The sequence below is a fragment of the Plantactinospora sp. CA-294935 genome (genome assembly GCF_050936445.1).
Taxonomy (GTDB): Bacteria; Actinomycetota; Actinomycetes; order Mycobacteriales; family Micromonosporaceae; genus Plantactinospora.
Genome location: NZ_JBNJMU010000001.1, coordinates 4,462,619 through 4,484,884, shown reverse-complemented (window position 1 = coordinate 4,484,884; position 22,266 = coordinate 4,462,619). Strand labels below are relative to the sequence as shown.

15 protein-coding genes and 1 pseudogene are annotated in these 22,266 nt (G+C 72.0%); 5 read left to right on the top strand and 11 right to left on the bottom strand.

The window, feature by feature from the left end; translation table 11 throughout:
* Positions 1 to 402, top strand: a complete 402-nt coding sequence (locus tag ACQEVC_RS20035) for a hypothetical protein (RefSeq protein WP_432879651.1) — start codon at positions 1 to 3, stop codon at positions 400 to 402.
* On the top strand, positions 399 to 3,332 hold the full coding sequence (locus ACQEVC_RS20030) for a trypsin-like peptidase domain-containing protein (RefSeq protein ID WP_432879649.1): 2,934 nt from the start codon (positions 399 to 401) through the stop codon (positions 3,330 to 3,332). Before ACQEVC_RS20035 ends, ACQEVC_RS20030 begins: the two co-directional genes overlap by 4 nt.
* 60 nt (positions 3,333 to 3,392) lie before the next feature.
* Here ACQEVC_RS20030 and hisD read toward each other — a convergent pair whose 3' ends face one another.
* The 3 genes from hisD to ACQEVC_RS20015 form a co-directional block, all read right to left on the bottom strand.
* A complete protein-coding gene (gene hisD / locus ACQEVC_RS20025) occupies positions 3,393 to 4,733 on the bottom strand; it encodes a histidinol dehydrogenase (RefSeq protein ID WP_432879646.1) in 1,341 nt (446 codons plus the stop codon).
* Positions 4,730 to 5,791, bottom strand: a complete 1,062-nt coding sequence (locus ACQEVC_RS20020) for a pyridoxal phosphate-dependent aminotransferase (RefSeq protein ID WP_432879644.1) — start codon at positions 5,789 to 5,791, stop codon at positions 4,730 to 4,732. Before ACQEVC_RS20020 ends, hisD begins: the two co-directional genes overlap by 4 nt.
* 67 nt (positions 5,792 to 5,858) lie before the next feature.
* Positions 5,859 to 7,787: an HAD-IA family hydrolase gene (locus ACQEVC_RS20015; protein WP_432879642.1), complete on the bottom strand. Its 1,929-nt coding sequence runs from the start codon at positions 7,785 to 7,787 to the stop codon at positions 5,859 to 5,861.
* Between the two features lie 289 nt (positions 7,788 to 8,076).
* Here ACQEVC_RS20015 and ACQEVC_RS20010 point away from each other — a divergent pair, with 289 nt between their 5' ends.
* From ACQEVC_RS20010 to ACQEVC_RS20000, 3 genes are all read left to right on the top strand, one after another.
* A complete protein-coding gene (locus ACQEVC_RS20010) occupies positions 8,077 to 8,628 on the top strand; it encodes a hypothetical protein (RefSeq protein ID WP_432879640.1) in 552 nt (183 codons plus the stop codon).
* Between the two features lie 87 nt (positions 8,629 to 8,715).
* A complete protein-coding gene (locus ACQEVC_RS20005; protein WP_432879638.1) occupies positions 8,716 to 9,255 on the top strand; it encodes a GNAT family N-acetyltransferase in 540 nt (179 codons plus the stop codon).
* Between the two features lie 22 nt (positions 9,256 to 9,277).
* On the top strand, positions 9,278 to 10,036 hold the full coding sequence (locus ACQEVC_RS20000) for an LON peptidase substrate-binding domain-containing protein (RefSeq protein WP_432879636.1): 759 nt from the start codon (positions 9,278 to 9,280) through the stop codon (positions 10,034 to 10,036).
* Here ACQEVC_RS20000 and ACQEVC_RS19995 read toward each other — a convergent pair.
* From ACQEVC_RS19995 to ACQEVC_RS19960, 8 genes and pseudogenes are all read right to left on the bottom strand, one after another.
* On the bottom strand, positions 9,951 to 10,916 hold the full coding sequence (locus ACQEVC_RS19995; protein WP_432879634.1) for a DUF2567 domain-containing protein: 966 nt from the start codon (positions 10,914 to 10,916) through the stop codon (positions 9,951 to 9,953). The two genes, ACQEVC_RS20000 and ACQEVC_RS19995, sit on opposite strands and share 86 nt — an antisense overlap.
* 188 nt (positions 10,917 to 11,104) lie before the next feature.
* On the bottom strand, positions 11,105 to 14,644 hold the full coding sequence (dnaE, locus tag ACQEVC_RS19990; RefSeq protein WP_432879632.1) for a DNA polymerase III subunit alpha: 3,540 nt from the start codon (positions 14,642 to 14,644) through the stop codon (positions 11,105 to 11,107).
* A 329-nt stretch (positions 14,645 to 14,973) separates the two neighbouring features.
* Complete coding sequence (locus tag ACQEVC_RS19985; RefSeq protein ID WP_432879629.1) at positions 14,974 to 16,692, bottom strand: AAA family ATPase; 1,719 nt, start codon at positions 16,690 to 16,692, stop codon at positions 14,974 to 14,976.
* A 133-nt stretch (positions 16,693 to 16,825) separates the two neighbouring features.
* Positions 16,826 to 17,929 (bottom strand): hypothetical protein, encoded by a 1,104-nt coding sequence (locus tag ACQEVC_RS19980; protein ID WP_432879627.1) that lies wholly within the window; start codon positions 17,927 to 17,929, stop codon positions 16,826 to 16,828.
* Positions 17,930 to 17,966: 37 nt separating this feature from the next.
* On the bottom strand, positions 17,967 to 18,845 hold the full coding sequence (locus ACQEVC_RS19975; protein WP_432891573.1) for an RluA family pseudouridine synthase: 879 nt from the start codon (positions 18,843 to 18,845) through the stop codon (positions 17,967 to 17,969).
* A 380-nt stretch (positions 18,846 to 19,225) separates the two neighbouring features.
* Positions 19,226 to 19,762: pseudogene (gene lspA, locus ACQEVC_RS19970) on the bottom strand (signal peptidase II); the annotation flags it as partial.
* A gap of 91 nt (positions 19,763 to 19,853) precedes the next feature.
* Entirely contained in the window at positions 19,854 to 20,273 is a 420-nt protein-coding gene (locus ACQEVC_RS19965; protein WP_101367140.1) for a TraR/DksA family transcriptional regulator, read from the bottom strand.
* 434 nt (positions 20,274 to 20,707) lie between these two features.
* Complete coding sequence (locus ACQEVC_RS19960; RefSeq protein WP_432879623.1) at positions 20,708 to 22,210, bottom strand: potassium/proton antiporter; 1,503 nt, start codon at positions 22,208 to 22,210, stop codon at positions 20,708 to 20,710.
* Positions 22,211 to 22,266 lie beyond the last annotated feature (56 nt).

The following is a 22,266-nucleotide window of genomic DNA, read 5'->3' as shown; positions in this document are numbered from 1 at the left end:
TTGTCCCCCTCGGAACCTGAGATCCGCGCGCTGCTCGCCGACCCGGGCGAGGCGCTACGGCTTTGGTACGCCCAGTACCTCGCCGCCGAGGAAGATCCGGATCTCATCCTGGCCGGCGGCGGCAGGCCGAGCCCCGGCCAACTCGCTGAGTTCTTTGACCGCTGGCTGGACAGCAGCCGTGACCGGCTACGGATCGTGCTCTGCGAGCGGCTCCGGTACGCCCGGCTCGGCGAGCGCAGCAAGCAGGTCGGCGAGGTAGCGCTCGTCGGCCTGGTCGCGACCCTGCTGACCGATGTCGCGGCGGAACTCGTGATCGATCCGCTGAGCACCGCCGCCGTGCTGGTGGTCCGGCGCCGGCTCGACACGCTCTGCCCGCCGGACGCGGTCGCTCCGACTCCATGATCGAGAGGGCCTCGGCGCTGAGCGGCTTCCTCGCCGAGGCGGTGCGCGAGAGCGTCGTCCGGCTCCGCGATCCCGGCTTCGACGAGGGGGTGTTCACGGGGTTCTTCATCTCGCCGGTCGGACACCTGGTGACCGCCTTTCACGCGGTGAAGGCTCACCTGCACCGTACGCCGGGTAGCTTTCCGCTCGACGTACAGTTCGCCGGTGGGCTCGACGTATCCGGCATCGAGGCCCGGCACGAGCCCGGTTGGGCCGACCGCGAGGCGGACTGGGCGCTGCTCCACCTCGACCTCGACCCGCCGGGCTACCTGCCGCTGGCCGAGTCGGACGTACTCACCGGGCCCGGCGCCGACTGCGCCCCGGTGCGGGTGTACGGATTCACCGTCGCCGACCAGGGCCGCGCCGGGCTCGGCGCGATCAGCGGCGAGTTCCTCCGTACCGTCCCCCAACGCCGTCGCTTCCGGATCGCCTTCTCCGTACGCAGTCAGGGCCAGAGTGGCGGTCCGGTGGTCGACCTGCGCAGCCACACCGTGGTCGGCTCGGTGGTGGGTTTCCGGGAGGACGAGAGACTGACCGCCGATGCGGCGCTGGTCGACCGGGGCGTACTGGCTGGCGTCGGGCTCGCACTCGACCTGGCCGAGCTGGCCCGGAGGTGGCGGCGGCGCGCCGTGGCGCACCTGGCGTCAACGAACCCGGAACTGTCCCGGCTGGCCGCCTCGGCCACGCCGCCACCGCTGCCCGAAGTCTACCTGGCCGATCGGGACACCGTCCGGCACCTCCGGGCCCAACTGCGCGACTCGGCCCGGTCCGCGGTGGTGCTGCACGGCCCGTCGGGCAGCGGCAAGACGATGATCGCCGCCGACCTGGCGGCCGGCCTCCTGCGGTCCGGGCGGGTCGACTCCGTCTACTGGTACGACTTCGAGCCGCCCCCGAACCGGACCATCGAGCGGCTGCTCCGGGGGCTCACCCTGTACCTGCTCGAACACCAGGGCGTGATCGAACCCATCGAGGCCGTCCTCGAAGATACCTTTCTCCGCGATCCTGGACCGGCGATTCGAGCCGCCATCGACGCCGTGCGGGCCGGCCGGCATCTGCTGGTCTTCGACAACGCGCACTTCGCCCGACGGGACGGACTGCGGGACATCGTGGAACTGCTGGACCAGTTGCTCTGGGCGGCCAGCCAGGGCCAGTCCCAGATCGTACTGACCTCGTGGGACCGGCTCGCCCCGCAGCTCACCGCCCCGGTGACCGAGACGACCGGTCTGACTCCCGACGAGGTCACCGATCTCGTCCGGATGCACGGGCTGACCGTCTCGGACCGGGCGTTGGACTGGATCGGCGCGCTGGGCGAAGACATCACCTGCGTCGAGCAGTTCATCCGCAGCGCCGACTGGCGGCGGGCCGTGGAGCGCGGCGACCTCGAACCGGCCGAGCCGGAGGACTTGCACCAGCACTGGTTGAACCGTTACCTGGCCCAGGTCTCACCGGCGGCCCGGCAGGTGCTGCTGGCCCTCGCGGTGATCGCCGCGCCGACAACCCGATCGACGGTGGCGAACACGGCGGAAACCGCGGACTTCTCCAGCACGTTGCAGACGCTCCGGCACAGCCCGCCGCTGGTCCGCAGCGCCGACGGACGGCTCTACCTGCACTCCAACGTCGCGCGGTCGGTGCTGGCCACCACTGACCGGGCTACCCTCACCGAGGTCCGGTACCGGGCCGCGAAGCACCTCCGGGAGACCGGCCAGTTGCTCTCCGCGGCACGGGTTCTGCTGGACGCCGACGACGCCGCCGCAGCGATCGAGTTGATGTTCACCCATCGGGACGACATCCTCGCCCGGGGCGGCGGCAACGCGATGCGGGTGTTGACCCAACGGGTACACGACCGGGGCCGAGTCGACCCGGACTGGCTGCCCCGGCTGCACGCGGTGATCGCCAGCTGCGAGAGCATCCGCGGCGACTACGCGCGGGCGGCACACCACTGGAAGGTCGCCGTCGCCGGCCGGCGGGGCACGCTCGACGCCGCCATCATGCACAATCGCCGTGCCGACAGCCTCCGGATGGCGAGCCGCTATCCAGAGGCAGCACAGGAGTATGCCGAGGCCGCCCGCTCGGCGCGCGGGCAGGCCGGCGCCGAGGCGGCCCGGGAACTGGGCCGGGCGCAGCTCGGCCTGGCGAAGCTGGACCGCCTGCACGCCGACTATCGACGTTCACGTGAACGGTACGAGCAGGCCCGCCAGGCGTTCGCAGACATATTCGACGACAGCGGCACCATCGAGGCGGTGTTCGGGCTCGGCGAGGTGCTGAGGTTGCTGGAGGACTGGCCGGCCGCGCTCGACGCGTACCGCCGGTCGCTGGCTCTGGCCGAGGCCCGGGACAACACGGAACGGCAGGCGTACGCGCTGTGGGGCATCGGTGAGGTGCTCCGACTGACCGGACACTACACCGAGGCAGAGCGGCACCATCGGAGCGGGCTCGACCTCTGTCTGCGGGTCGGCGACACGCGCAGCGAGGGTTGGGCCCTGCTCGGGCTGGCTGAGACCTACCGGGCCTCATGCCGCAACGATTGGGCGCGGGAGTCCTACGTGGCGGCGGGGGCGCGCTTCGAGAGCACCGCCAGCGAGACCGAGCAGGCCCACGCGCTAGTCGGTCTCGCCGAGGCGAAACGGCAGAGCGGCGAGCTGGACTTCAAGCTCTACGATCGGGTCCGGGCCACCTACGAGACGAAGCAGCTCCGGCACAGCACCGTGCAGTGCTATCAAGCGACCGCCATGGCGCTGCGGTCGGCCGGGCGGCCGACCGCAGCGGCGCGCCTACTCGGCAAGGCCCGGCGACTCGCCGCCAAGTATCACCTGGAGGCGGAACTGCACCGGATCAGCCAGCTCTCCCAGGACCGGTCCGCCCGTCCGCCGGTGACCTTCAACTACCCCTGACACCTCGACCGGCTGGAACCGCCGACCGGGACGACCGGGCTCTGGCGGTGGAAGCGATCATCAGCCCTCCGCAGCCCGGGTCCGCGCCGCCGCCCGATCCACGACGAACTGCGCGGCTGCGGCGTGCGCGGGAAAACCCTCGTAGGTCGCCAACGTCACCGCCGTCGGCCCCACCTCCGCGACGCCCTCGTCCGAGACGTAGGCGAAGGACGACCGCTTCATGAAGTCAATCGTGCCGACGCAGGACTGGCTGCGGGCCGTGCCGCCGGTGGGCAGGATGGCGTTCACCCCGACCGCGAAGTTGCCGAACGGGATGGAGGTGTTCTCTCCTAGCAGCACCTCGCCAGCGTTATCGAGCTTGGGAAGCAGTTCGAACGGATTCGTCACGAGCACCCGAAGATGCTCCGGCGCGTACTCGTTGACGAACCGCACCGACGCGGCGAGATCCGTGGTGAGCACGATGCCGCCGTAGCCGGACAGCACCGCGGTGCAATACTCCCGGCGCTGCTCGGGAAGCGCGTCCACCAGGTCGGGCAGCAGCTTCTCGACGGCGTCGGCCAGCGCCACCGAATGGGTGACCAGCAGGGCGGCCGAGTTGCTGCCGTGTTCCGCCTCCACCAGCAGCTCGCGCGCGGCGATCTCCGGGTCGGCCGCGCCGTCGCAGAGCACCACCGACTCGCTGGGGCCGGCCGGCAGGCCGGGGTCCACCTCGCCGTACACGAGCCGCTTGGCGGTCGAGACGTACTCGTTGCCGGGGCCGACGATCTTCTCGACCCGGCGCACGCTCTCGGTGCCGTAGGCGAACGCGGCGATGGCCTGCGCGCCGCCCATCTTGTAGATGGTCCGCACCCCGCACAGCGCCGCCGCGACCAGGGAGGCCGCGTCGACGGAGCCGTCCGGACCGGGGGGCGTGCAGACCGCCACCTCCGGCACCGCGGCGATCACGGCCGGCGCGCAGAGCATGGTCATCACCGACGGGAAGGAGCCCTTGCCCCGGGGGACGTAGAGCCCGACCGAGGTGATCGGGGTCCACCGCTCGCCGACCAGCACGCCGGGGCGGACCTCCTGCATCCAGGACGACGCTGGCAGCTGGGCCTCGTGGTGGTGCCGGATATTGGCGATCGCACTGACCAGCGCATCCCGCACCGCCGGGCTGACCGCCGCCTCGGCCGCCTCGAACTCCTCGTCGGTGACCTTCAGCGCGGCGGGCGACAGCGTGACGCCGTCCAGCCGGGCGGTCTGCGCCAGCAGACCGGCGTCGCCACGTTCCCGGACGTCCCCGACGATAGCCCGGACGTCCGCCTCGACGGACCGGTAGTCGGCGCGTACACGCTGCATCAGCACCCGCCGCTCCGCACCCGAGAGGCTTTCCAGGTGGTATCGGTTGACCTGCAGTGTCACTGCTTCGCCTCCCCGCCGCCCAGTACGGGCAGCAGCTCACGATAGACCTTCATGAAGGTTGCCATCTCTGCCGGAGTGCCGAGGTTCATCCGGAACATCCCGGCCAGTGCGGGCTGGGTCATCCGGCGGACCAGGATCCCGGCCGCGCGCAGTCGGGCCACCGTCTCGTCGCACCGGGCCGGCCGGACGAGCAGGAAGTTCGCCGCGCCCGGCCAGACCGGGACCGCGTGCTCCCGGAAGAACTCCAGCACCATCGGCTTGGTCCGGCCCATCGTCTCAGCTACCGACGCCCGCATCTCATCGACCCGACTCAGCTGGGTCAGCGCGGCGACCACCGCGAGCGAGTTCACGTCGAAAGGATTGCGGATCTTCACCAACTGGTCGATCACCTCCGGTCGGGCCAGCACGTAGCCCAGCCGGAGCCCCGCCATGGCGAACGCCTTGGAGAAGGTACGCAGCACGACGAGGTTGGCGTACCGGTCGATCAGCGGCGCGACGGTAACCCCGGTGAACTCGAAGTACGCCTCGTCGACCACGACGGGCGTGCCAGGATTGGCCTCGACCGTCTCGACGATGAACTCCACGTCCACTGCGGTACCCGTCGGGTTGTTGGGATTGACGAAGACGATCAGATCCCGCTGGGTGGTCGCGGCGGCCCGGAACTCGGCGTACGGGAACGCCAGATCTGGGCCGTACGGCACGCCGACCACCTCCGCACCGAGCAGACCCGCGGAGTGACCGAAGATCACGAACTCCGGCCGCGCCACCAGCATCGTCGCGCCCGGCGCCAGGAAGGCCCGCAGGCAGATGTCGATCGCCTGGTCGGACCCATTGGTCGGCAGGATCGAGTCGGCCGGCAGGGCGGTGTACCCCGCCAGCGCTGCCACGAGCTGCGGATATTCCGGATAGCCGTGCACACCGTGCTGCCCGATGTGCGCCACCAGCGCCTCGGCAACCGCTGGCGACAGCGGCACCGTCGCCTCGTTGCGGTCCAACCGGATCAGTCCCTTGCGGTCCTGGCCCTGCCAGTCCGGCACGTACGGCGTGGCCCGTCGCACCGTCGGAGGAAAACGCAGACCGGCCTGGTTCTCGATCCGAGTCATATCGTCGCCCCACTCCACCCGATCATGCCAGCGTCGCCTTGACGCCCGGGGCCAGGGCCTTGCGGTATGGGTTGACCGAGAGGAGCTCCCGGGTGGCCTCGCCGAGCGCCGGGAAGACCGCCGGCCACCCCTCCTCGGCACCAATCCCAGGTGCCACGTGCACCATCACGCTCGCCTGCAGCCCACCGGCGAACCCGTCCACGAAGTCGTCGAGGTCTTCGCTGAACAGGTCGCCGCAGAGGGTGTGGCCGATCAGGAACGAGCGCCGGAAAGTTGGGTAATCCTCGCCGAACGGGACGTACTTCCAGAACTTCCGCCCCTCCATGCTCAGGCCGACCCGGACCGGGCGCCCGACGTCGTCAGGATCCCGCACGTTCGAGCCGGCACCGTAGATGCCGAACTCGCTCATCCGCTCGACGGCCATGCCGCGCAGAGCCCGGCCGAGCCCGAGCCCGACGTCCTCGGTCACCACGTGGCTGGAACTCAGCCGGCTGGCGTGGAAGCCCACGGACAGCAGCAGGCCGGCAGCCTTGGCGTACGAGTCGAGGAGTCCGGCCAGGCCGGTCACGCTGACCGAGTCGGCCACGTCGATGGTGACCTCGGCCCCCGGCTCGGCCTCACCGGCCATCCGGACGTCGATGGTCACCACGCTCTCGGCGGTCTCGCGGCGCAGCCGGGCCGCCACCTCAGAGAGTGTCTCGACGGACCAGCCCCGTTCGACGGCGCGCCCCGAGGGCTCGGCCAACGGCCGGGCGGCGGGCGACGTGTCCGCGAGCGGCGGCTCGGGCACTGGCGGGTTGTACATTCGGTCCAGCGCGATGCCGACCGCTCGGTAGACACCCTCCCAGGTGTGGTGCGGATCCTCGAAGCCGCCGATGGCGACCGCGATGTCGAGCCCGGCGGCCCGGCCCAGAGCGTCCAGCATCTCGACCAGCGGCCCGCCGTGGGCGAGCTGTTCGCAGCGCACGGAGAGAAACCAGTCCAGGTCGAGCTGGGCGGAGGCGGAGAACCGAGCGCCGCCCTCCGCCGGGGCCGTCCGGAGCCGAACCTCGGCGCTGCCGTCGTCGATCATGCCCAGCGCGGCCGAGCTGTCACGCAGCTGCGACATGCGGGCAATCTCCCGGCCGAGCGCGCTGCCCAGCTCCACCCAGTCGTCGCTGGTCCAGCGCAGCTCGATCGAGCAGCCCAACCGCCACGCGATGTGCTCCACCATGTGGCTGACGAAGTCGTTTGGGGTCTCCAGGATCTTGTTGGTGACCCCCTCCCGCCCGAGCCGGAGCTGGCGTGGTCCGAGGTGGGTGTAGCAGGTGGTGGCGTAGCCGCAGGCGGCCAGCTCGGTGAAGGTCGCCGCGCCGGTGGCCACCCCGACCGCCCGGCAACCAGCGGTGCTGGCGGACTCCAGCCCGAGCACGGAATCCTCGATCGCGACGCAGGACTCGGGCGGGCAGCCCAGACGGGCTGCGGCGGCGAGGTACGGGTCCGGCGCCGGCTTCTTCCGCAGTCCCGCCTCGTCGTTGCCGACCACCTCATCGACCCAGTCGAGCAGGCCGGCGGCCGAGAGCAGCGCGGCCACGTCGGCGCGGGGGTTGTTCGAGACCACCGCGACCTGCAGGCCAGCGGCCCGCGCGTCCCGGAGCATCTCGGGAACCCCGGCGTGCACCACAGGAACGACGAGCCGGCGCTCCTTCTCGTGCCGGGCAACCAGGTCCGCCAGAGCGTCGCCGCTCAACTCGAGCCCGACGGATTCGGTGACCCGGGCCCAGAAGTCGGGCAGCGCGTGGGGAAAATGGCGGCGGATGACCTCGCGCGGAACCGTGACGTCGGCGTGCGGACGCAGCAGCGTCTCCACCAGGTCGTAGTCCATCGCGAGCGTGTCGATCAGGACTCCGTCGAGATCGAGCAGCACGGCGCGGGTGCCGTCTTGCACCACCAGACCATCAGCCAACAGCATGGACGCCATCGTAGCCAGCAGGTACGGCGACGCGTCGGCGGCGTCTGCGGACTGAGACGGCCCGCCGCAGCGGAATCAAGCTCGAGACCCGCAGGCTCGCGGCTCGGGCGGCTCGTGGGCCTGATCATCCACCACGTGCCGCCCGAACGGCGGGGTGCACGAGACAGCGGTCACGACGTACGTTCCAAGGGCCCGACGACGTGCGTCCACGGCCTGCTGGTGGCCGATTGCCATACTGCATATCCGTTTCCGGAGCATCTATTACCAAAGGACGGCAGGACCGGGTGGCATGAACTTCGCCGACCGGACTATCAGGTCCGGGGAGATTCGGGAAATCGCCGCCTTCTACGGCATGGCCGAACCGCTGGACACCGAATATCTCGGCGGCATTCCCAACGTCACCTACCGAGTGGCGTCGACCGACCTCGCCCTGGCGACGCGGATCTGCAACAGCGGCTACGCGTCGCCGGAGCGCCTGCGGTGCGAGCTGGCGGGACCGGTTCGACGAGCCGCGTGCGGTGGTGGCGCTGGCCGGCTTCCGGTCGACTGGCGGCCTCCCCGGACAGGTGGGGGGCGACATCGGCGATACCCTCGGCAACGCAGCGAGGCTTTCTGCGCTTCCGGGCTCGAAGCTAACGCCCTGCATGAGGTTGCCTACGCCGAGTCCCGCTCACTGATCGAACGGCTCGACCTGCTCGCCGACCAGGACGGGCGACCGGCCCTGGTGGCACGCCTGAACGAGTTGTGGCGGCGGGCCGAGACGGAGGATCCGCCGAACGGGACCTGGCTGGCCGCGCACAGCACGGATCGTTCCCCGAATCCGGACCGTTCGACAGTGTGAGCCGATTCCGGTCGAGTGTAGGATTGCGGCGCCGTCGTCGACCGGCATGTCCCGGTCTCGCTGCGCTATTGCAGAGCGGAGGTCGCCATGGCTGTCAGCCTGAGGCGGGACGATCGGGTATCGGTGGGCGAGATCGTGCCGGCCCTCGACGAACTCTACGCCGAGGTGTACGCCGAGCCGCCTTATCACGAGGGACTGGAAGAGGTTCGGGCGTTCCAGGACAGGCTCGCGGATCACCGGCACGAGCCGGGGTTCCGACTGGCCAGCATGTGGCAGGGTGATCAGTTGATCGGCTTCCTCTACGGCTTCCGGCTGGAGGTCGACGCGCCGCTGTGGGACAGCCTGTTGATCCGGTCCGCCGGGGAGAGGGCTGAGTCGCCACCACTCCAGCTCACCGCGTACGTCAGCGAACTGCTGGTCCGGGCCGGGTTTCGGCGCCAGGGGGTGGCCCGCCGGCTGCATGACGCCTTCATGTCGGAGCGCCCGGAAAGTCAGGTGGCGCTGCTCGCGCACCCGGAAGCCGGGCCGGCGCAGGCGGCGTACGCGGCCTGGGGCTGGAAGAGGGTCGGCTACGGCCGGCCCTTTCCCGGCGGCTCCGAGTACGAAACGCTGATGCTCTTCCTCTGAGGCGTCCGGGTAGGCTCGGACGGTGGACGCGCGGCTGCCGGTGTTTCCGCTCGGGACGGTGCTCTTTCCCGGTCTGGTCCTGCCGTTGCACATTTTCGAGGCGCGCTATCTCGACTTGATGCGGCACCTGCGCGGCCTGCCGGAGGGCACGCCCCGGGAGTTCGGCGTGGTGGCGATCCGCAGCGGCGGGCCGGCGTCGGTCTCCGCCGCCCCCGAGCCGGAGTCCCGCGGCACCGAGGCGGAGCCGCGGTCGGGCCAGCCGGAGCTGACCGACCGGCGCCCGGACGGTTCGCCGGTCACCCTGCACGAGGTCGGCTGCACCGCCGAACTCCGGCAGGTGACCGAGCTGCCGGACGGCCGGCTGGACGTGGTCACCGTCGGCCGCCGGCGGTTCCGGATCGCTCGCGTCGAGGAGGGCTCCGCCCCGTACCTGACCGCCGAGGTGGAGTGGCTGCCCGAGCCGGCCGGACAGGAGCAGCTCGCCGACCTGCTGGCGCCCCGGGTGCTGGCGGTCTTCCGGCGCTACCTCACCCTGGTCCGGGACGATCCGGAGGAGATCTCCGAGCAGTTGCCGGACGATCCCACCGTGCTGTCGCACCTGGTGGCCGCGACCGCCGCGCTCACCCTCACCGACCGGCAGCGGCTGCTGGCGCTGCCCGACACCGCCGGCCGGCTGAGCGCGGAACTCCGGCTGCTCAATCGCGAGGCGGCTCTGCTGCGTCAGGTACGGGCGGTGCCGGTGCCGCTGACGGAGCTGGCGGTACCGGCAAGTCCCAACTGAGCGGCGCGGGTGCCGGCTCGGCCTCGGGCCGCAGTCCCGGATACCGGGACCAGCCGGCCAGCAGGGTGTACATCACCGCGGCGCCGAACGCCGGCACCAGCAGGTCCTGGATGGCGGGGATGAACCCGAGCAGCAGGTCGTACTGCCCGCCGTGCAGGTCCGGCGGCTTGCTGAACGTCGCCCCGGGTGGGGCGCTGGCCAGCAGCCGCTCGTAGCCGGACAGGCCGATCTGCCGGCCGAGCTGCCAGGCCAGTACGGCGGCGCCGAGCATGCCGAGCACCACCACCAGCATCCCGACCGGGCCCCGGTGGCGGCGCAACAGCAGCCACATCGCGATCGCGGCCAGCACACCGAGACCGAACCCGAGCACGCTGAACCAGCCGTCGGCGGCGATGAACTCCTCCGGCTGCGGCGCGGCCAGCAGCGCGCCGTCCTCGGTCTGCACCACCGGCACACCCGGCGAGACGGCCGACCAGACCAGGCCGAACGGGATTCCCAGCAGGATCAGCACCAGCAACGCACCGACGGTGGCCGCCCCGCCCCGGACCAGTCGGCGGGCCGGGTTGCCGGCGACCGGCGGCGCGGCACCGGGCGGGCCTTCCGGAGCCGGCCAGCTTCCGTTCGCGGCGACCGGATCCGATCCGGGCCAGGCCAGCGGCTCCACGGCCGGCACCGCCCCGGCCGGCGCACCCGGCGTTTCCGGGGCAGATCCGGTCGGCGTGCCACCCGCGCCCGGTCCGGTCGGGATGCCCGGCACCGCCCCGGCGGGTACGCCGGACGGCGGGTTCGGGGCTGCCGGAGGAGGTGCCGGCGGTACGCCGGTACCCCCGTGGTCGCTGTCGCCGAGCGGGCCGTCGGAAGGGGAGGTTGCCGGACTCACGAAATGATCCTCTCAGGCCCGGCCACCCTCCGGAGGCCCGACCCGGAGGTCGCCCGTGCCGCCACGGCCGGCGCCCCACCGCGCCGTCCCGGCCGGCGGTCGTCGTCGCGTGGTCCGGGGGCTGTCGAGGTGTCCAGGGAGCTGCGGTTTGTCCCGGGCCGGGGGTCGTCGGCGTGGCTCGGCGTGACTCAGCCCGCGACGGCGCTCGGCCCGAGCAGCGCCTTGAGGTCGGCCATCAGCGCCGTGGTGGGGGCGACCCGGAGCGGGCTGAGCCGCAGCAGGGTGGCCCGGGAGCCGTTGACGAGTTTGACGTGCACCTCGGCCGAGCCGGGATGGCTGGTCAGCACCTCGCGCAGCCGTTCCACCAGCGGCGGCGTGCAGCGGGACGGCGGCAGGGCCAGTACCACCGGCTTGACCTCGTCCGCTGCGGTGATGTCGGGCATCGACAGGTCCATCGCCATCAGCCGGGGCTGGTCGTCGCGCCGGTCGACCCGGCCCTTGACCACCACGATCGCGTCCTCGGCGATGTACTGCCCGACCAACTCGTAGGTGTTCGGGAAGAAGAGCACCTCGACCGCGCCGCCGAGGTCCTCCAGGGTGGCCGAGGCCCAGGCCCGGCCCTGCTTGGTGATCCGGCGCTGCACCCCGGAGAGGATGCCGGCCAGGTTGACCACCTGCCCGTCGGCGACCCCGCCCTCCTCGGCGAGCGCCGCGATGGACATGTCGGCGGCGGCGGCGAGCACGTGCTCGACGCCGAAGAGAGGGTGGTCGGAGACGTAGAGGCCGAGCATCTCGCGTTCGAAGGTGAGCAGGTCGGTCTTGTCCCACTCGCCGGTCGGAATCGGCGGGGTCACCACCATGCCGCCACCGGCCCCGCCGTCACCGCCGCCGCCGAACGCATCGCCGAAGAGGTCGTACTGGCCGACCGCCTCGTTGCGCTTGAGCGCGATGAACGAGTCGATCGCGTCGGTGTGCACGGCGAGCAGCCCCTTGCGGGTGTGCCCGAGCGAGTCGAACGCACCCGCCTTGATCAGCGATTCGACGGTCTTCTTGTTGCAGGCCACCGCGTCGACCTTGCGCAGGTAGTCGTAGAAGTCGGTGAAGTTGCCCTTCTCCTTGCGGGACCGCCGGATCGACTCGACCACGTTCGTGCCGACGTTGCGGACGGCGGCCAGTCCGAACCGGATGTCGGTGCCGACGGCGGCGAACCGGGCGCTGGACTCGTTGACGTCCGGCGGCAGCACCTTGATGCCCATCCGCCGGCACTCGGCCAGATAGACCGCCGACTTGTCCTTGTCGTCGCCGACGGAGGTGAGCAGCGCGCTCATGTACTCCGCCGGATAGTTCGCCTTCAGGTAGGCGGTCCAGTAGGAGACCACCCCGTATGCCGCGCTGTGCGCCTTGTTGAACGCGTAGTCGGAGAACGGGACCAGGATGTCCCAGAGCGTCTTGATCGCCGCGTCGCTGTAGCCGTTGTCCTTCATCCCGGCGGCGAACGGCGCGAACTCCTTGTCGAGGATCTCCTTCTTCTTCTTGCCCATCGCCCGGCGCAGCAGGTCGGCCTTGCCGAGCGAGTAGCCGGCCACCTTCTGGGCGATCGCCATGACCTGCTCCTGGTAGACGATCAGCCCGTAGGTGTCGCCCAGGATCTCTTCCAGGGACTCGGCGAGTTCGGGGTGGATCGGCACCACCGGCTTGCGGTTGTTCTTGCGGTCGGCGTACTCGTTGTGCGCGTTCGCACCCATCGGGCCGGGCCGGTAGAGCGCGCCGACCGCGGAGATGTCCTCGAAGTTGTCCGGCGCCATCGACCGCAGCAGCGCCCGCATCGGACCGCCGTCGAACTGGAACACCCCCAGGGTGTCGCCCCGGCCGAGCAGCGCGTACGTCGCCTTGTCGTCCAGCGGCAGGTCCTCCAGGACCAGGTCCTCGCCCCGGTTCTCCCGGATCGCCTCCAGCGCGTCGTCCATGATGGTCAGGTTGCGCAGGCCCAGGAAGTCCATCTTGAGCAGACCGATGGTCTCGCAGGCACCCATGTCCCACTGGGTGATGATCGAGCCGTCCTGCTCCCGCTTCTGGATCGGCAGCACGTCCACCAGCGGATCCCGGGACAGGATCACCCCGGCCGCGTGCACCCCCCACTGCCGCTTCAACCCCTCCAGGCCCTTGGCGGTGTCGACGACCTTGCGTACCTCGCCGTCGCCGTCGTAGAGCTGCCGGAACTCGGCCGCCTCCTGGTAACGGGGGTGGCCGGGATCGAAGATGCCGCCGAGCGGGATGTCCTTGCCCATCACCGCCGGGGGCATCGCCTTGGTGATCCGGTCACCCATCGCGAACGGATAACCCAGGACCCGGGCCGCGTCCTTGATCGCCGCCTTGGCCTTGATCGTGCCGTACGTGATGATCTGCGCGACCCGCTCCTCGCCGTACTTCTCGGTGGCGTAACGGATCATGTCGCCGCGCCTACGCTCGTCGAAGTCCATGTCGATGTCGGGCATCGACACACGATCCGGGTTGAGGAACCGCTCGAAGAGCAGGCCGTGCGCCATCGGGTCCAGCTCGGTGATGCCGAGCGCGTACGCGATCAGCGCACCCGCCGCCGAACCACGCCCCGGCCCGACCCGGATCCCCTCCCGCTTCGCGTACGCGACCAGGTCGGCGACGACCAGGAAGTAACCCGGGAAGCCCATCTTGAGGATGACGTCGAGCTCGTACTCGGCCTGCCGGCGACGGTCCTCCGGCACCCCGCCCGGGAACCGCCGCTCCAGCCCGCGCATCACCTCCTTGCGCAGGAACGTCTCCTCGGTCTCCCCCGCCGGCACCGGGAACTGCGGCATCAGGTTGCGCGGCGCGAACAGCTCGGAGTAGTCGCCGATCCGCTCCGCGATCTCCAACGTGCTGTCGCAGGCCCCGGGCACCTCCGAGTCCCACAGCGCGCGCATCTCGGCCGGCGACTTCAGATAGAAGTCCCGGGCGTCGAACTTGAACCGCTTCGGGTCGGCCAGCGTCGAGCCGGACTGCACGCAGAGCAGCACCTCGTGCGCCTCCGCGTCCTTCTCGTACGTGTAGTGCAGGTCGTTGGTGGCCACCGGCTTCAGGTTGAGCTTCTTGCCCAGCCGGATCAGGTCCTGACGGATCCGGGTCTCGATGTCGAGCCCGTGGTCCATCACCTCCAGGTAGTAGTTCTCCGCCCCGAAGATGTCCCGGAACTCGGCCGCCGACTCGCACGCCTTGTCGAAGTTCCCGATCCGCAGCCAGGTCTGCACCTCGCCCGAGGGGCAGCCGGTGGTGGCGATGATCCCCTTGCCGTACTGGTGCAGCAGCTCGCGGTCGGCCCGCGGCTTGAAGTAGTAACCCTCCAGGCTCGAACGCGAGTTCAGCCGGAACAGGTTCCGCAGACCATCCACGTCCGCGGCGATCATCGTCATGTGCGTGTACGCACCACCACCGGAGACGTCGTTCTCGCCACCGTCCGCCCAACGGACCCGGGTCCGCTCCCGCCGGTCGGTCCCCGGAGTCACATACGACTCGACCCCGATGATCGGCTTCACCCCGGCGGCCGTGGCCTGCTTGTGGAAGTCGTACGCGCCGAAGAGGTTGCCGTGGTCGGTCATGGCCAGCGCCGGCATGCCCAGCCGGTCGGTCTCGGCGAACAACTCCTTGAGCCGGGCGGCCCCGTCGAGCATCGAATACTCGGTGTGCACATGCAGGTGCACGAACGAGTCAGACACCCAGGGCCCCCTTCCCTCACGCGGCTGTCGGCCGGCCCGCCGACGAACGGTCGACGGCGGCTGCCGGTCACCCAGCGACGCATCCCCCAAACGGCACCACGCAGCGCCTGGCGAGCGCAGGCCGGACGGCACGATCCGTGCCCCGACGGCAGGGCGCGTACCCCGACGCGCGACCACCGGCCCCCGAGCCTAGTCCCAGGGCCGCGCGGTCTCCAGGCTTGACACCCGTCCGGGCGAGGTGTCCCACATTCCGTCTCCGGGCGTGTCGTCCGACCCGTTCGTCCCGGCCGGACCGGCGACCGGACACGCCCGGACGGCACGGTGCCGGGTCAGCGGGCGAACGGCTCCAGCATCATCGACGCCGCCTGGAGCCAGGCGTCCCGGGTCTCCTGCGCCAGGTGGGCGTACTCGATCGACGAGCCGGTCTCCAGCGCCGGGTCGTACGGCACCACCGCCACCGCGCGGGTCCGGGTGGCGAAGTGCCGCAACAGGTCGTCGAGCAGCGGAGACCGGCCCGGGGTCGGACAGGAGAGCAGGGTGACCGCGTTGTCCGCCAGCTCGCTCATCCCGATGTCGTGCAGCAGGTCGAGCATCCAGTCGGCGGTGAACGCGGCGTCCTCCCGGGGCACCGTGGTGACCACCAACTGGTCGGCGGCGCGCAGCACCGTCTGCCAGTTGGAACTCTCCACGTTGTTGCCGGTGTCCACGCAGATCACGTCGTGGGTGCGGCGGAGCAGCTCCAGCACCCGCCGGACGGTGTGCTGGTCGAGGCGCTGGGCGAACCGGGGGCTCTCCTCGCCGGCCAGCACGTCGTACGAGCCGTCGGAGGCGTGCCGGAGGTAGTCGTCGAGCCGGTCGATGAGCTGGGTGCTGGGCAGCGCCTCGATCTCGATCAGGTCGGCGACCAGGTGCCGGATCGTCCGGGCGTGCCGGGCGCTGCCGGCCCGCAGGCCGAGGGTGCCGCGCAGTTCGTTGTCGTCCCAGGCGAGCACGCCACGGCCGCGTACGCTGCCCACCGTCGCGGCGGCCAGCACCGTCGCCGTGGTCTTGTGCACCCCGCCCTTCGGATTGGCGAAGGCGACCACCCGGGGTGAGCCGAGTTCCCGGCGGAGCACGTTGCGGGCGCGTTCCACCTCCGGGTCGGCCGAGCGCTGTTGCCGGCTCGGATAGGGCTCGACGCTGGCCCGACGGGCGACCGGGGCGTACCCGACGTCTCCCGCCGGATACCCGGCGGCCGGCGGATGCGGCGGTGTCGGGCCGGGTGGCGGGGCCATCGACGGTGCGGCCGGCGGCGCCAGCGCGGTACGCGGCGCCGGAACCGACCGACCGGTGGCGGGGGGCGGCACCGCCCGCTGCGGCAGGGCCGGCGCGGCCCCCGGGTCGGGGCGGCGGGCCGGGGGCGGCGGGCTCGGCAGGGCCGGTCGCGGCCCCGGCACCACCGGCGGCGGAGGCTGGTAGCCGCTGCCGAGCGCCGCGTAGCGGGACTCGCCCGGATAGTCCGGGCCGGCCGACTCGGGCCGGTAGGGCTCCATCGGCTCGGGTCGATGGCCGGGGTCGGGCCGGTAGCCGAGGTCGGACCGGTAGCCGCCGGGTGGATGGTCGGGCTCCCGCCGGTCGGCGCCCGACCGGTAGTCCGGGCCGGGCCGGACGCCCGGCTCGGCGGGATGACCCGGGCCGGGCCGGTAGCCGGAGTCGGCCGGTCGCCCGGCACCGAAGCCGGGATCGGGCCGGTAGCCGTCCTCCAGCGCGGCGTAGCGGGACTCGCCCGGATGACCGGCCCCGCCGTAGCCGGGCGCGGGCGGATATCCGGGCGCGGGCGGGTGGCCGGGAGTGGACGTCCGGGGGTCCGCCTCCGGCCTGCCGGGATAACCGTTACCGGCGAGCCGGCCGGCGGCGTGGCCGCCCTCGGCGGCCGGTTCGGAGCCGGGTCGTTCGTCGAGAACCTGCTGCTCGTCGGTCCGGCCACCGTGCAGGGCCCGGTCGAGCAGCGCCCGCCAACGCGGCGCTGATTCTGCCGGCCGGCCCCAGCCGGTCTCGGTGCCGTCCACGGCTCGCCCCTCCCAGCACCATCGGTCCCCGCCCTGACAGGCTACGAAGCAAACCCTATTCGGGCCACCTTAGGAGCGCATCCACCGCCGTCGGCGTGCCCGCCGGCGAAGACGTCCATCTTGCCGTCCACTGTCATGTTCCGCCGCTCCCCCCGATGGTGGCCAGGTCGGCCGGGGGTGCCTCGACCGGCGGCCGGTCCGACGGTATCTCGACCGGCGGCGATCCGGCTGTCGGGTCCGGCGGCGGGTCCAGGGTGGGCGGCGGTTCGGTCGCACCGGGACCGCCCGGGCCGGGGGTCACGACGGCCGGCGGAGCGACGGGCGAATCGGCCGCCGGGCCGGCCGAGGTCGTCGGGACGGCCCGGTCCGGCTCACCTCCGGCGTCCGGCCCGTCGGTACCGTCAGCGTCGATCGCCGGCAGGCTCACGTCGGCCGGCGGACGCGCCACGTCCTTCTGCTCGGGCAGCGGCGGTGTGAAGACGGTACGGTCCAGCCGCTGCACCTCCGGCGCCGGGTCCACCGCACGTACCTCGGGTCGGGCGGCGATCCGCTCCAGCGTGGCCGGTTCGCCCCGCACCACGGCGGCGTAGACGCACGAGCACCGGGCCCGGTAGGCGGTGGCCTCCTCGTCGGCGACCCGGGCACCACTGGAGTAGAACCGGCGCAGCTCCTGCTCCTGCGGCCCCTCGCCGGTGACCCCGGCGGCCCGCTCCTGGTAGTCCCGGGCCTCCCGGTCCTTGCGCGCCGCGACCTCCGACATCCCGGCGACCACGTCGTCCGGGAGGCGCAGGGCCGGGATGCGCACGATCTCGGTCTGGGTGCCGGGGCGCCACAGCCGGGCGAAGACCTCCGAGACACCGATCCCGGTCAGCACCGGGGTCAGCCGGTCCGGCGCCAGGTAGGCCGACATGGTCACCAGGGCGTACGTCGGCCGCGCCGGGTCGGCCGCGCCGGCCGCGACCAGCGACCGCAGCTCTCCCCGGGTCGCCTCCAGGTAACCGGGGATGGACTCGCCCTGCACCACCCCGACCCGGGTGACCTCGCCGACGGTCTGGTCGCCGGCCGGCCGCCGATCGGCCGCCCACACGGCGGTGACCAGTACGGCCGCCGAGCAGAACAGCGCGACCGTGGCCAGCAGCCGCAGCCGCGGCCGGCCGTGCCCGAGCCGGGCCATGCCCCGGGCCAGGGGCGGCAACAGTCGGCTGTCCAACTGTCGCAACAGGTCGCCGAGGCGCACGGACGAACTCCCTCGTCGGGTGATCCCTGCCGGTCGGTCAGTCGCGCAGGATGCGGAGTGCAACTTCCAGGTCGTCAGGGTAGTCGCTGACGAACCGGACCTGCTCGGCCGTCCGGGGGTGCGCGAAGGCCAACTCGCGGGCGTGCAGCCACTGCCGGGTGAGCCGGAGCCGGGCCGCCAGGGTGGGATCGGCACCGTATGTCAGATCACCGACACAGGGGTGCCGCAGGGTGGAGAGGTGTACCCGGATCTGGTGCGTACGCCCGGTCTCCAGCCGTACGTCGAGCAGGCTGGCCGCCGGAAACGCCTCCAGGGTGTCGTAGTGGGTGATGCTCGGCTTGCCGTCGGCCACCACCGCCCAGCGGTAGTCGTGGGTCGGGTGCCGGTCGATCGGCGCGTCGACCGTGCCGCGCAGCGGGTCCAGGTGGCCCTGCACCACCGCGTGGTAGCGCTTCTCCACCTCGCGTGCCTTGAACGCCCGTTTCAGCAGGCTGTACGCCTGCTCGCTCTTGGCCACCACCATCACGCCGGTGGTGCCGACGTCCAGCCGGTGCACGACGCCCTGCCGCTCGGCGGCACCGCTGGTCGCGATGGTGTGCCCGAGCGCGGCCAACCCGCCGATCACCGTCGGCCCGGTCCACCCCGGGCTCGGATGCGCCGCCACCCCGACCGGCTTGTCGACCACCACGATGTCGTCGTCGGAGTAGACCACCCGCAGCCCGGGCACGGTCTCGGCGATGACGGTCGGGGCGGTGGGCGGCGCGGGCAGCACCACCTCCAGCCACGAGCCGGCCGAGACCCGGTCGGACTTGGGCCGGGCGGCACCGTCGACGAGGGCGTCACCGGCCTCGACCAGCGCCGCCGCCACGGTGCGGGAAAGGCCGAAGAGCCGGGACACCGCCTGGTCCAGGCGCATGCCGTCGAGTCCGTCGGGTACCGGCAGGGAGCGGCGGTCGCCGGCGGGCCGCACCGGACCCGCGTCGGAGATTGAGGTCACGACAGGTCCCGTCGCTCGGTCTCGGCCTCGGTCCGGCTCCCGGCCGGCGCGGAGGTCCGGCTCCCGGCCGGCGCGGAATCGGTCGGCGCCCCGGCGGCCGCGGCGGGCTCGGCCGAGGCTCCTGGGACTGTCGGGGACTCGGGCGACGCCCCGACGGCTGTCGAGGACTCGACCGACGCCCCGACGGCTGTCGAGGACTCGGTCGGCGCCCCGGCGGCCGGCTCGGCTCCGGACCCGTCCCGCCCGGACCCGCTCGACGGCGTGCCCGAACCCGGGTCGGTGCTCTCCGGCCGGGAGCGCAGCCGGGTGCCGTCCCGCTGCCGGCCGCCCAGTTCCAGCAGCACCGCCAGGACGACGCCGCTGACCAGGGCGCTGTCCGCCAGGTTGAAGATCGGCCAGATCTGCCCGTACGGGTCGAAGAGGCTGACCATGTCGACGACGTGCCCGACGAAGGGACCGGGGGCCCGGAAGATCCGGTCGGTCAGGTTACCGAGGGCACCGCCGAGCACCAGACCGAGCGAGATGGCCCAGGGCAGCGAGCGCAGCCGGGCCGCCATCCAGCCGATCCAGCCGATCACCCCGGCGGTGACCAGCGGGAAGACCCAGGTGTGGTCGGAGGCAAGACTGAACGCCGCTCCGCTGTTGCGGGTCAGGGTCAGATAGACCGCGCCGCCGAGCAGGCGTACCGGGTCCCGGTCGGTCAGGGCCGCCAGGGCGAGGTGCTTCGTGCCGAGATCGGCGAGCCAGGCCAGTACGGCGGTGGCCAGCAGTACCGTGACGGCCACCCGCCGGGTCCGCCCCGGGGTGGCTCGATCCGGCCCGGACCCGCTCGCCAGGGCCTCGGCGGTCGGCCCGTCGTCGTTGGTCGTCCGCTCGTCGTCGATGTTCAGCAGGAGTCCCTTTCCTCCATTCACCACCCGGTGGGGCTCACCGGCGCTCCTCCAACTGCTTGCACGAGACGCACAGCGTGGCGGAGGGGAACGCGGCGAGCCGCTCCACCGGGATCGGATTGCCGCACCGCTCGCACCAGCCGTAGCTGCCCTCGTCAAGCCGCTCCAGGGCCCGCTCCACCTGGGTGATGCGTTCCAGGATGCTGTTGGCGAGGGAGATCTCCTGCTCCCGCTCGAACGTCTTGGTGCCGGTGTCGGCCTGGTCGTCCCCGGCCGAGTCGGTCAACCGGTCGCGCTGCAGCTCGGTGATCTCGCTCAGCGTCTGATCGTACTCGGCACGGAGTTCGTCCCGGCGGGCCGCCAGTGCGGCGCGGATCTTCTCGGTCTCCGCGGCGCTGCGCGACGTCTTCGGTGCCGACTTGCGGCCGGCGGTCCTGGTCTCTGCTGGCTTAGCCATCGTCGCTCCCTCGGCCGCGGACTCCGCGGCGATCGGCCGTGCCTGGACAGGAACCTCCGACGCTCCCGTGACGGTCCGGCGGGTCCTGCGCGGTGCGGTCGCTCCGGCGGGCGCGACCGGTGGGGTGCTGCCGGCGACGGGATCCACCGTCACCGGGTCCCGGGGGCGCCGGTCGCCGATGCCGCGCGGCGGTGCGGGGCTGCCGGGCGGTGTCGGGCGCGAGCGACGAACCGGACATTCCGGTTGTCTTGCCTCCGACCCTCGCCCGTCCGACCACGACGTCCCCCAATTGCAAAACGGGCGCGCGGCGGGACGCCGCGCACTCCGGAGGTTGGCAAGAATACGGAACGTACAGACGTCCGACAACATGCCGCACCGATGTTACCGATTTCAACCCGTAATAATCCGTAAACCGGGCAAAAGGAACAATAGCACTATTTGTTGCGATCGTCGCCGTGCTCCCCAAACCACCGGGCCAGCCGACCGCGCCGGTTCACCGCCCGCAGCCGGCGCTCGACCTCGTCCCGGACCCGGGCGGTGGCCACGATCAACAGGCTGTCACCGACCTTCAGCCGGGTGTCCGGGGCGGGCACGAACCCGACACCGTCCCGGGAGACCAGGGTGACCGAGGCACCCACCGGAAGCCGCAGCTCGTCCAGATGTACGCCGACCAGCCGGGAGCCCGGCGGGATCTCCAACTGCAACAGGTCCGCCTGCATCCGTTCCAGCGGAGCGGTCTCCACCCGCAGTTCGGTCAGCTCGGCCGGGGCGGCGATGCCCAGCCGGCGGGCCACCGGGCCAAGGGTGCCGGCCTGCACCAGCGTGAAGATCACCACCAGCACGAAGACGGTGTCGAAGAGCTGGGCGGCGCCGGGCAACCCCTCGGAGAGCGGGATCGTGGCCAGCACGATCGGCACCGCACCGCGCAGCCCGGCCCAGGACAGGAACGCCTGCTCCCGCGGACCCACCCGGAACCCGGTCACGCTGACCAGTACCGAAAGCGGCCGGGCCAGGAAGGTCAGCGCCAGCCCGGCGACCACGGCGGGCAGCAGCGCGTCCTCCAGCCGGCCCGGCGCGCTGAGCAGGCCGAGCAGCACGAACAGGCCGATCTGGGCCAGCCAGGCCAGCCCGTCGGCGAAGCCGAGGATCGCCTGCCGGTGCGGCAACCGCGAGTTGCCGAGCACCACCCCGGCGACGTAGACCGCGATGAAGCCGGAGGCGTGCAGCACGGTCGCCACCCCGTACGCCAGCACGGTGAGGCCGACCGCGGCGATCGGATAGAGCCCGGAGGACGGCAGGGCGGCCCGGCGCAGCGTCCACCGCCCGAGCATCCCCACCCCGAAGCCGAGTACGGCGCCGACGGCGAGCTCGTAGCAGACCAGCAGCACCTCGTACCACCAGACGTGGCCGGCCAGTGACGAGGTGGAGAGCAGCACCACCAGCAGTACCACCGGGGCGTCGTTCATCCCCGACTCGGCCTCCAGGGTGGCCACCAGCCGGCGCGGCAGCCGCAGCCAGCGCAGCGTGGCGAAGACCGCCGCCGCGTCGGTGGAGGAGAGCACCGCGCCGTAGAGCAGCGCGAGCCGCCAGTCCAGGCCGAGCAGGGCATGCACCACCACCCCGACCACCGCGATGCTGACCACCACCCCGACGGTGGCCAGCGTGACGGAGATGCCGAGTACCGGTCGCAGCGTGCTCCACCTGGCGGTCAGGCCGCCCTCGGCGATGATCACGATCAGCGCGCAGAAGCCGAGCGCCCGGGTCAACTCGGCGTCGTCGAACCGGATGCCGAGGCCGGACTCGCCGATCACCACCCCGATGGCGAGATAGACCAGCAGGCTCGGCACACCGAGCCGGGTCGAGAGCCGGACCGCGCCGACCGCGACGAGCAGGACCGCCGCGCCGATCAGCAGGGCGACGTCGAGCCGGTCGGTCACGGCCGCCGCGCACGGGGCCGGGCGAGCGCTGTGCGTTCGTCGACCTGGACCGCTCG

What these genes read in the sequence shown, in the direction of transcription:
- ACQEVC_RS20030 (WP_432879649.1), top strand. Translation starts at nt 399, where the DNA reads ATGATCGAGAGGGCCTCGGCGCTGAGCGGCTTCCTCGCCGAGGCGGTG.
- ACQEVC_RS20015 (WP_432879642.1), bottom strand. Translation starts at nt 7,787, where the DNA reads ATGCTGTTGGCTGATGGTCTGGTGGTGCAAGACGGCACCCGCGCCGTG.
- ACQEVC_RS20010 (WP_432879640.1), top strand. Translation starts at nt 8,077, where the DNA reads ATGAACTTCGCCGACCGGACTATCAGGTCCGGGGAGATTCGGGAAATC.
- ACQEVC_RS20005 (WP_432879638.1), top strand. Translation starts at nt 8,716, where the DNA reads ATGGCTGTCAGCCTGAGGCGGGACGATCGGGTATCGGTGGGCGAGATC.
- ACQEVC_RS19975 (WP_432891573.1), bottom strand. Translation starts at nt 18,845, where the DNA reads ATGCGCCTGGACCAGGCGGTGTCCCGGCTCTTCGGCCTTTCCCGCACC.
- ACQEVC_RS19965 (WP_101367140.1), bottom strand. Translation starts at nt 20,273, where the DNA reads ATGGCTAAGCCAGCAGAGACCAGGACCGCCGGCCGCAAGTCGGCACCG.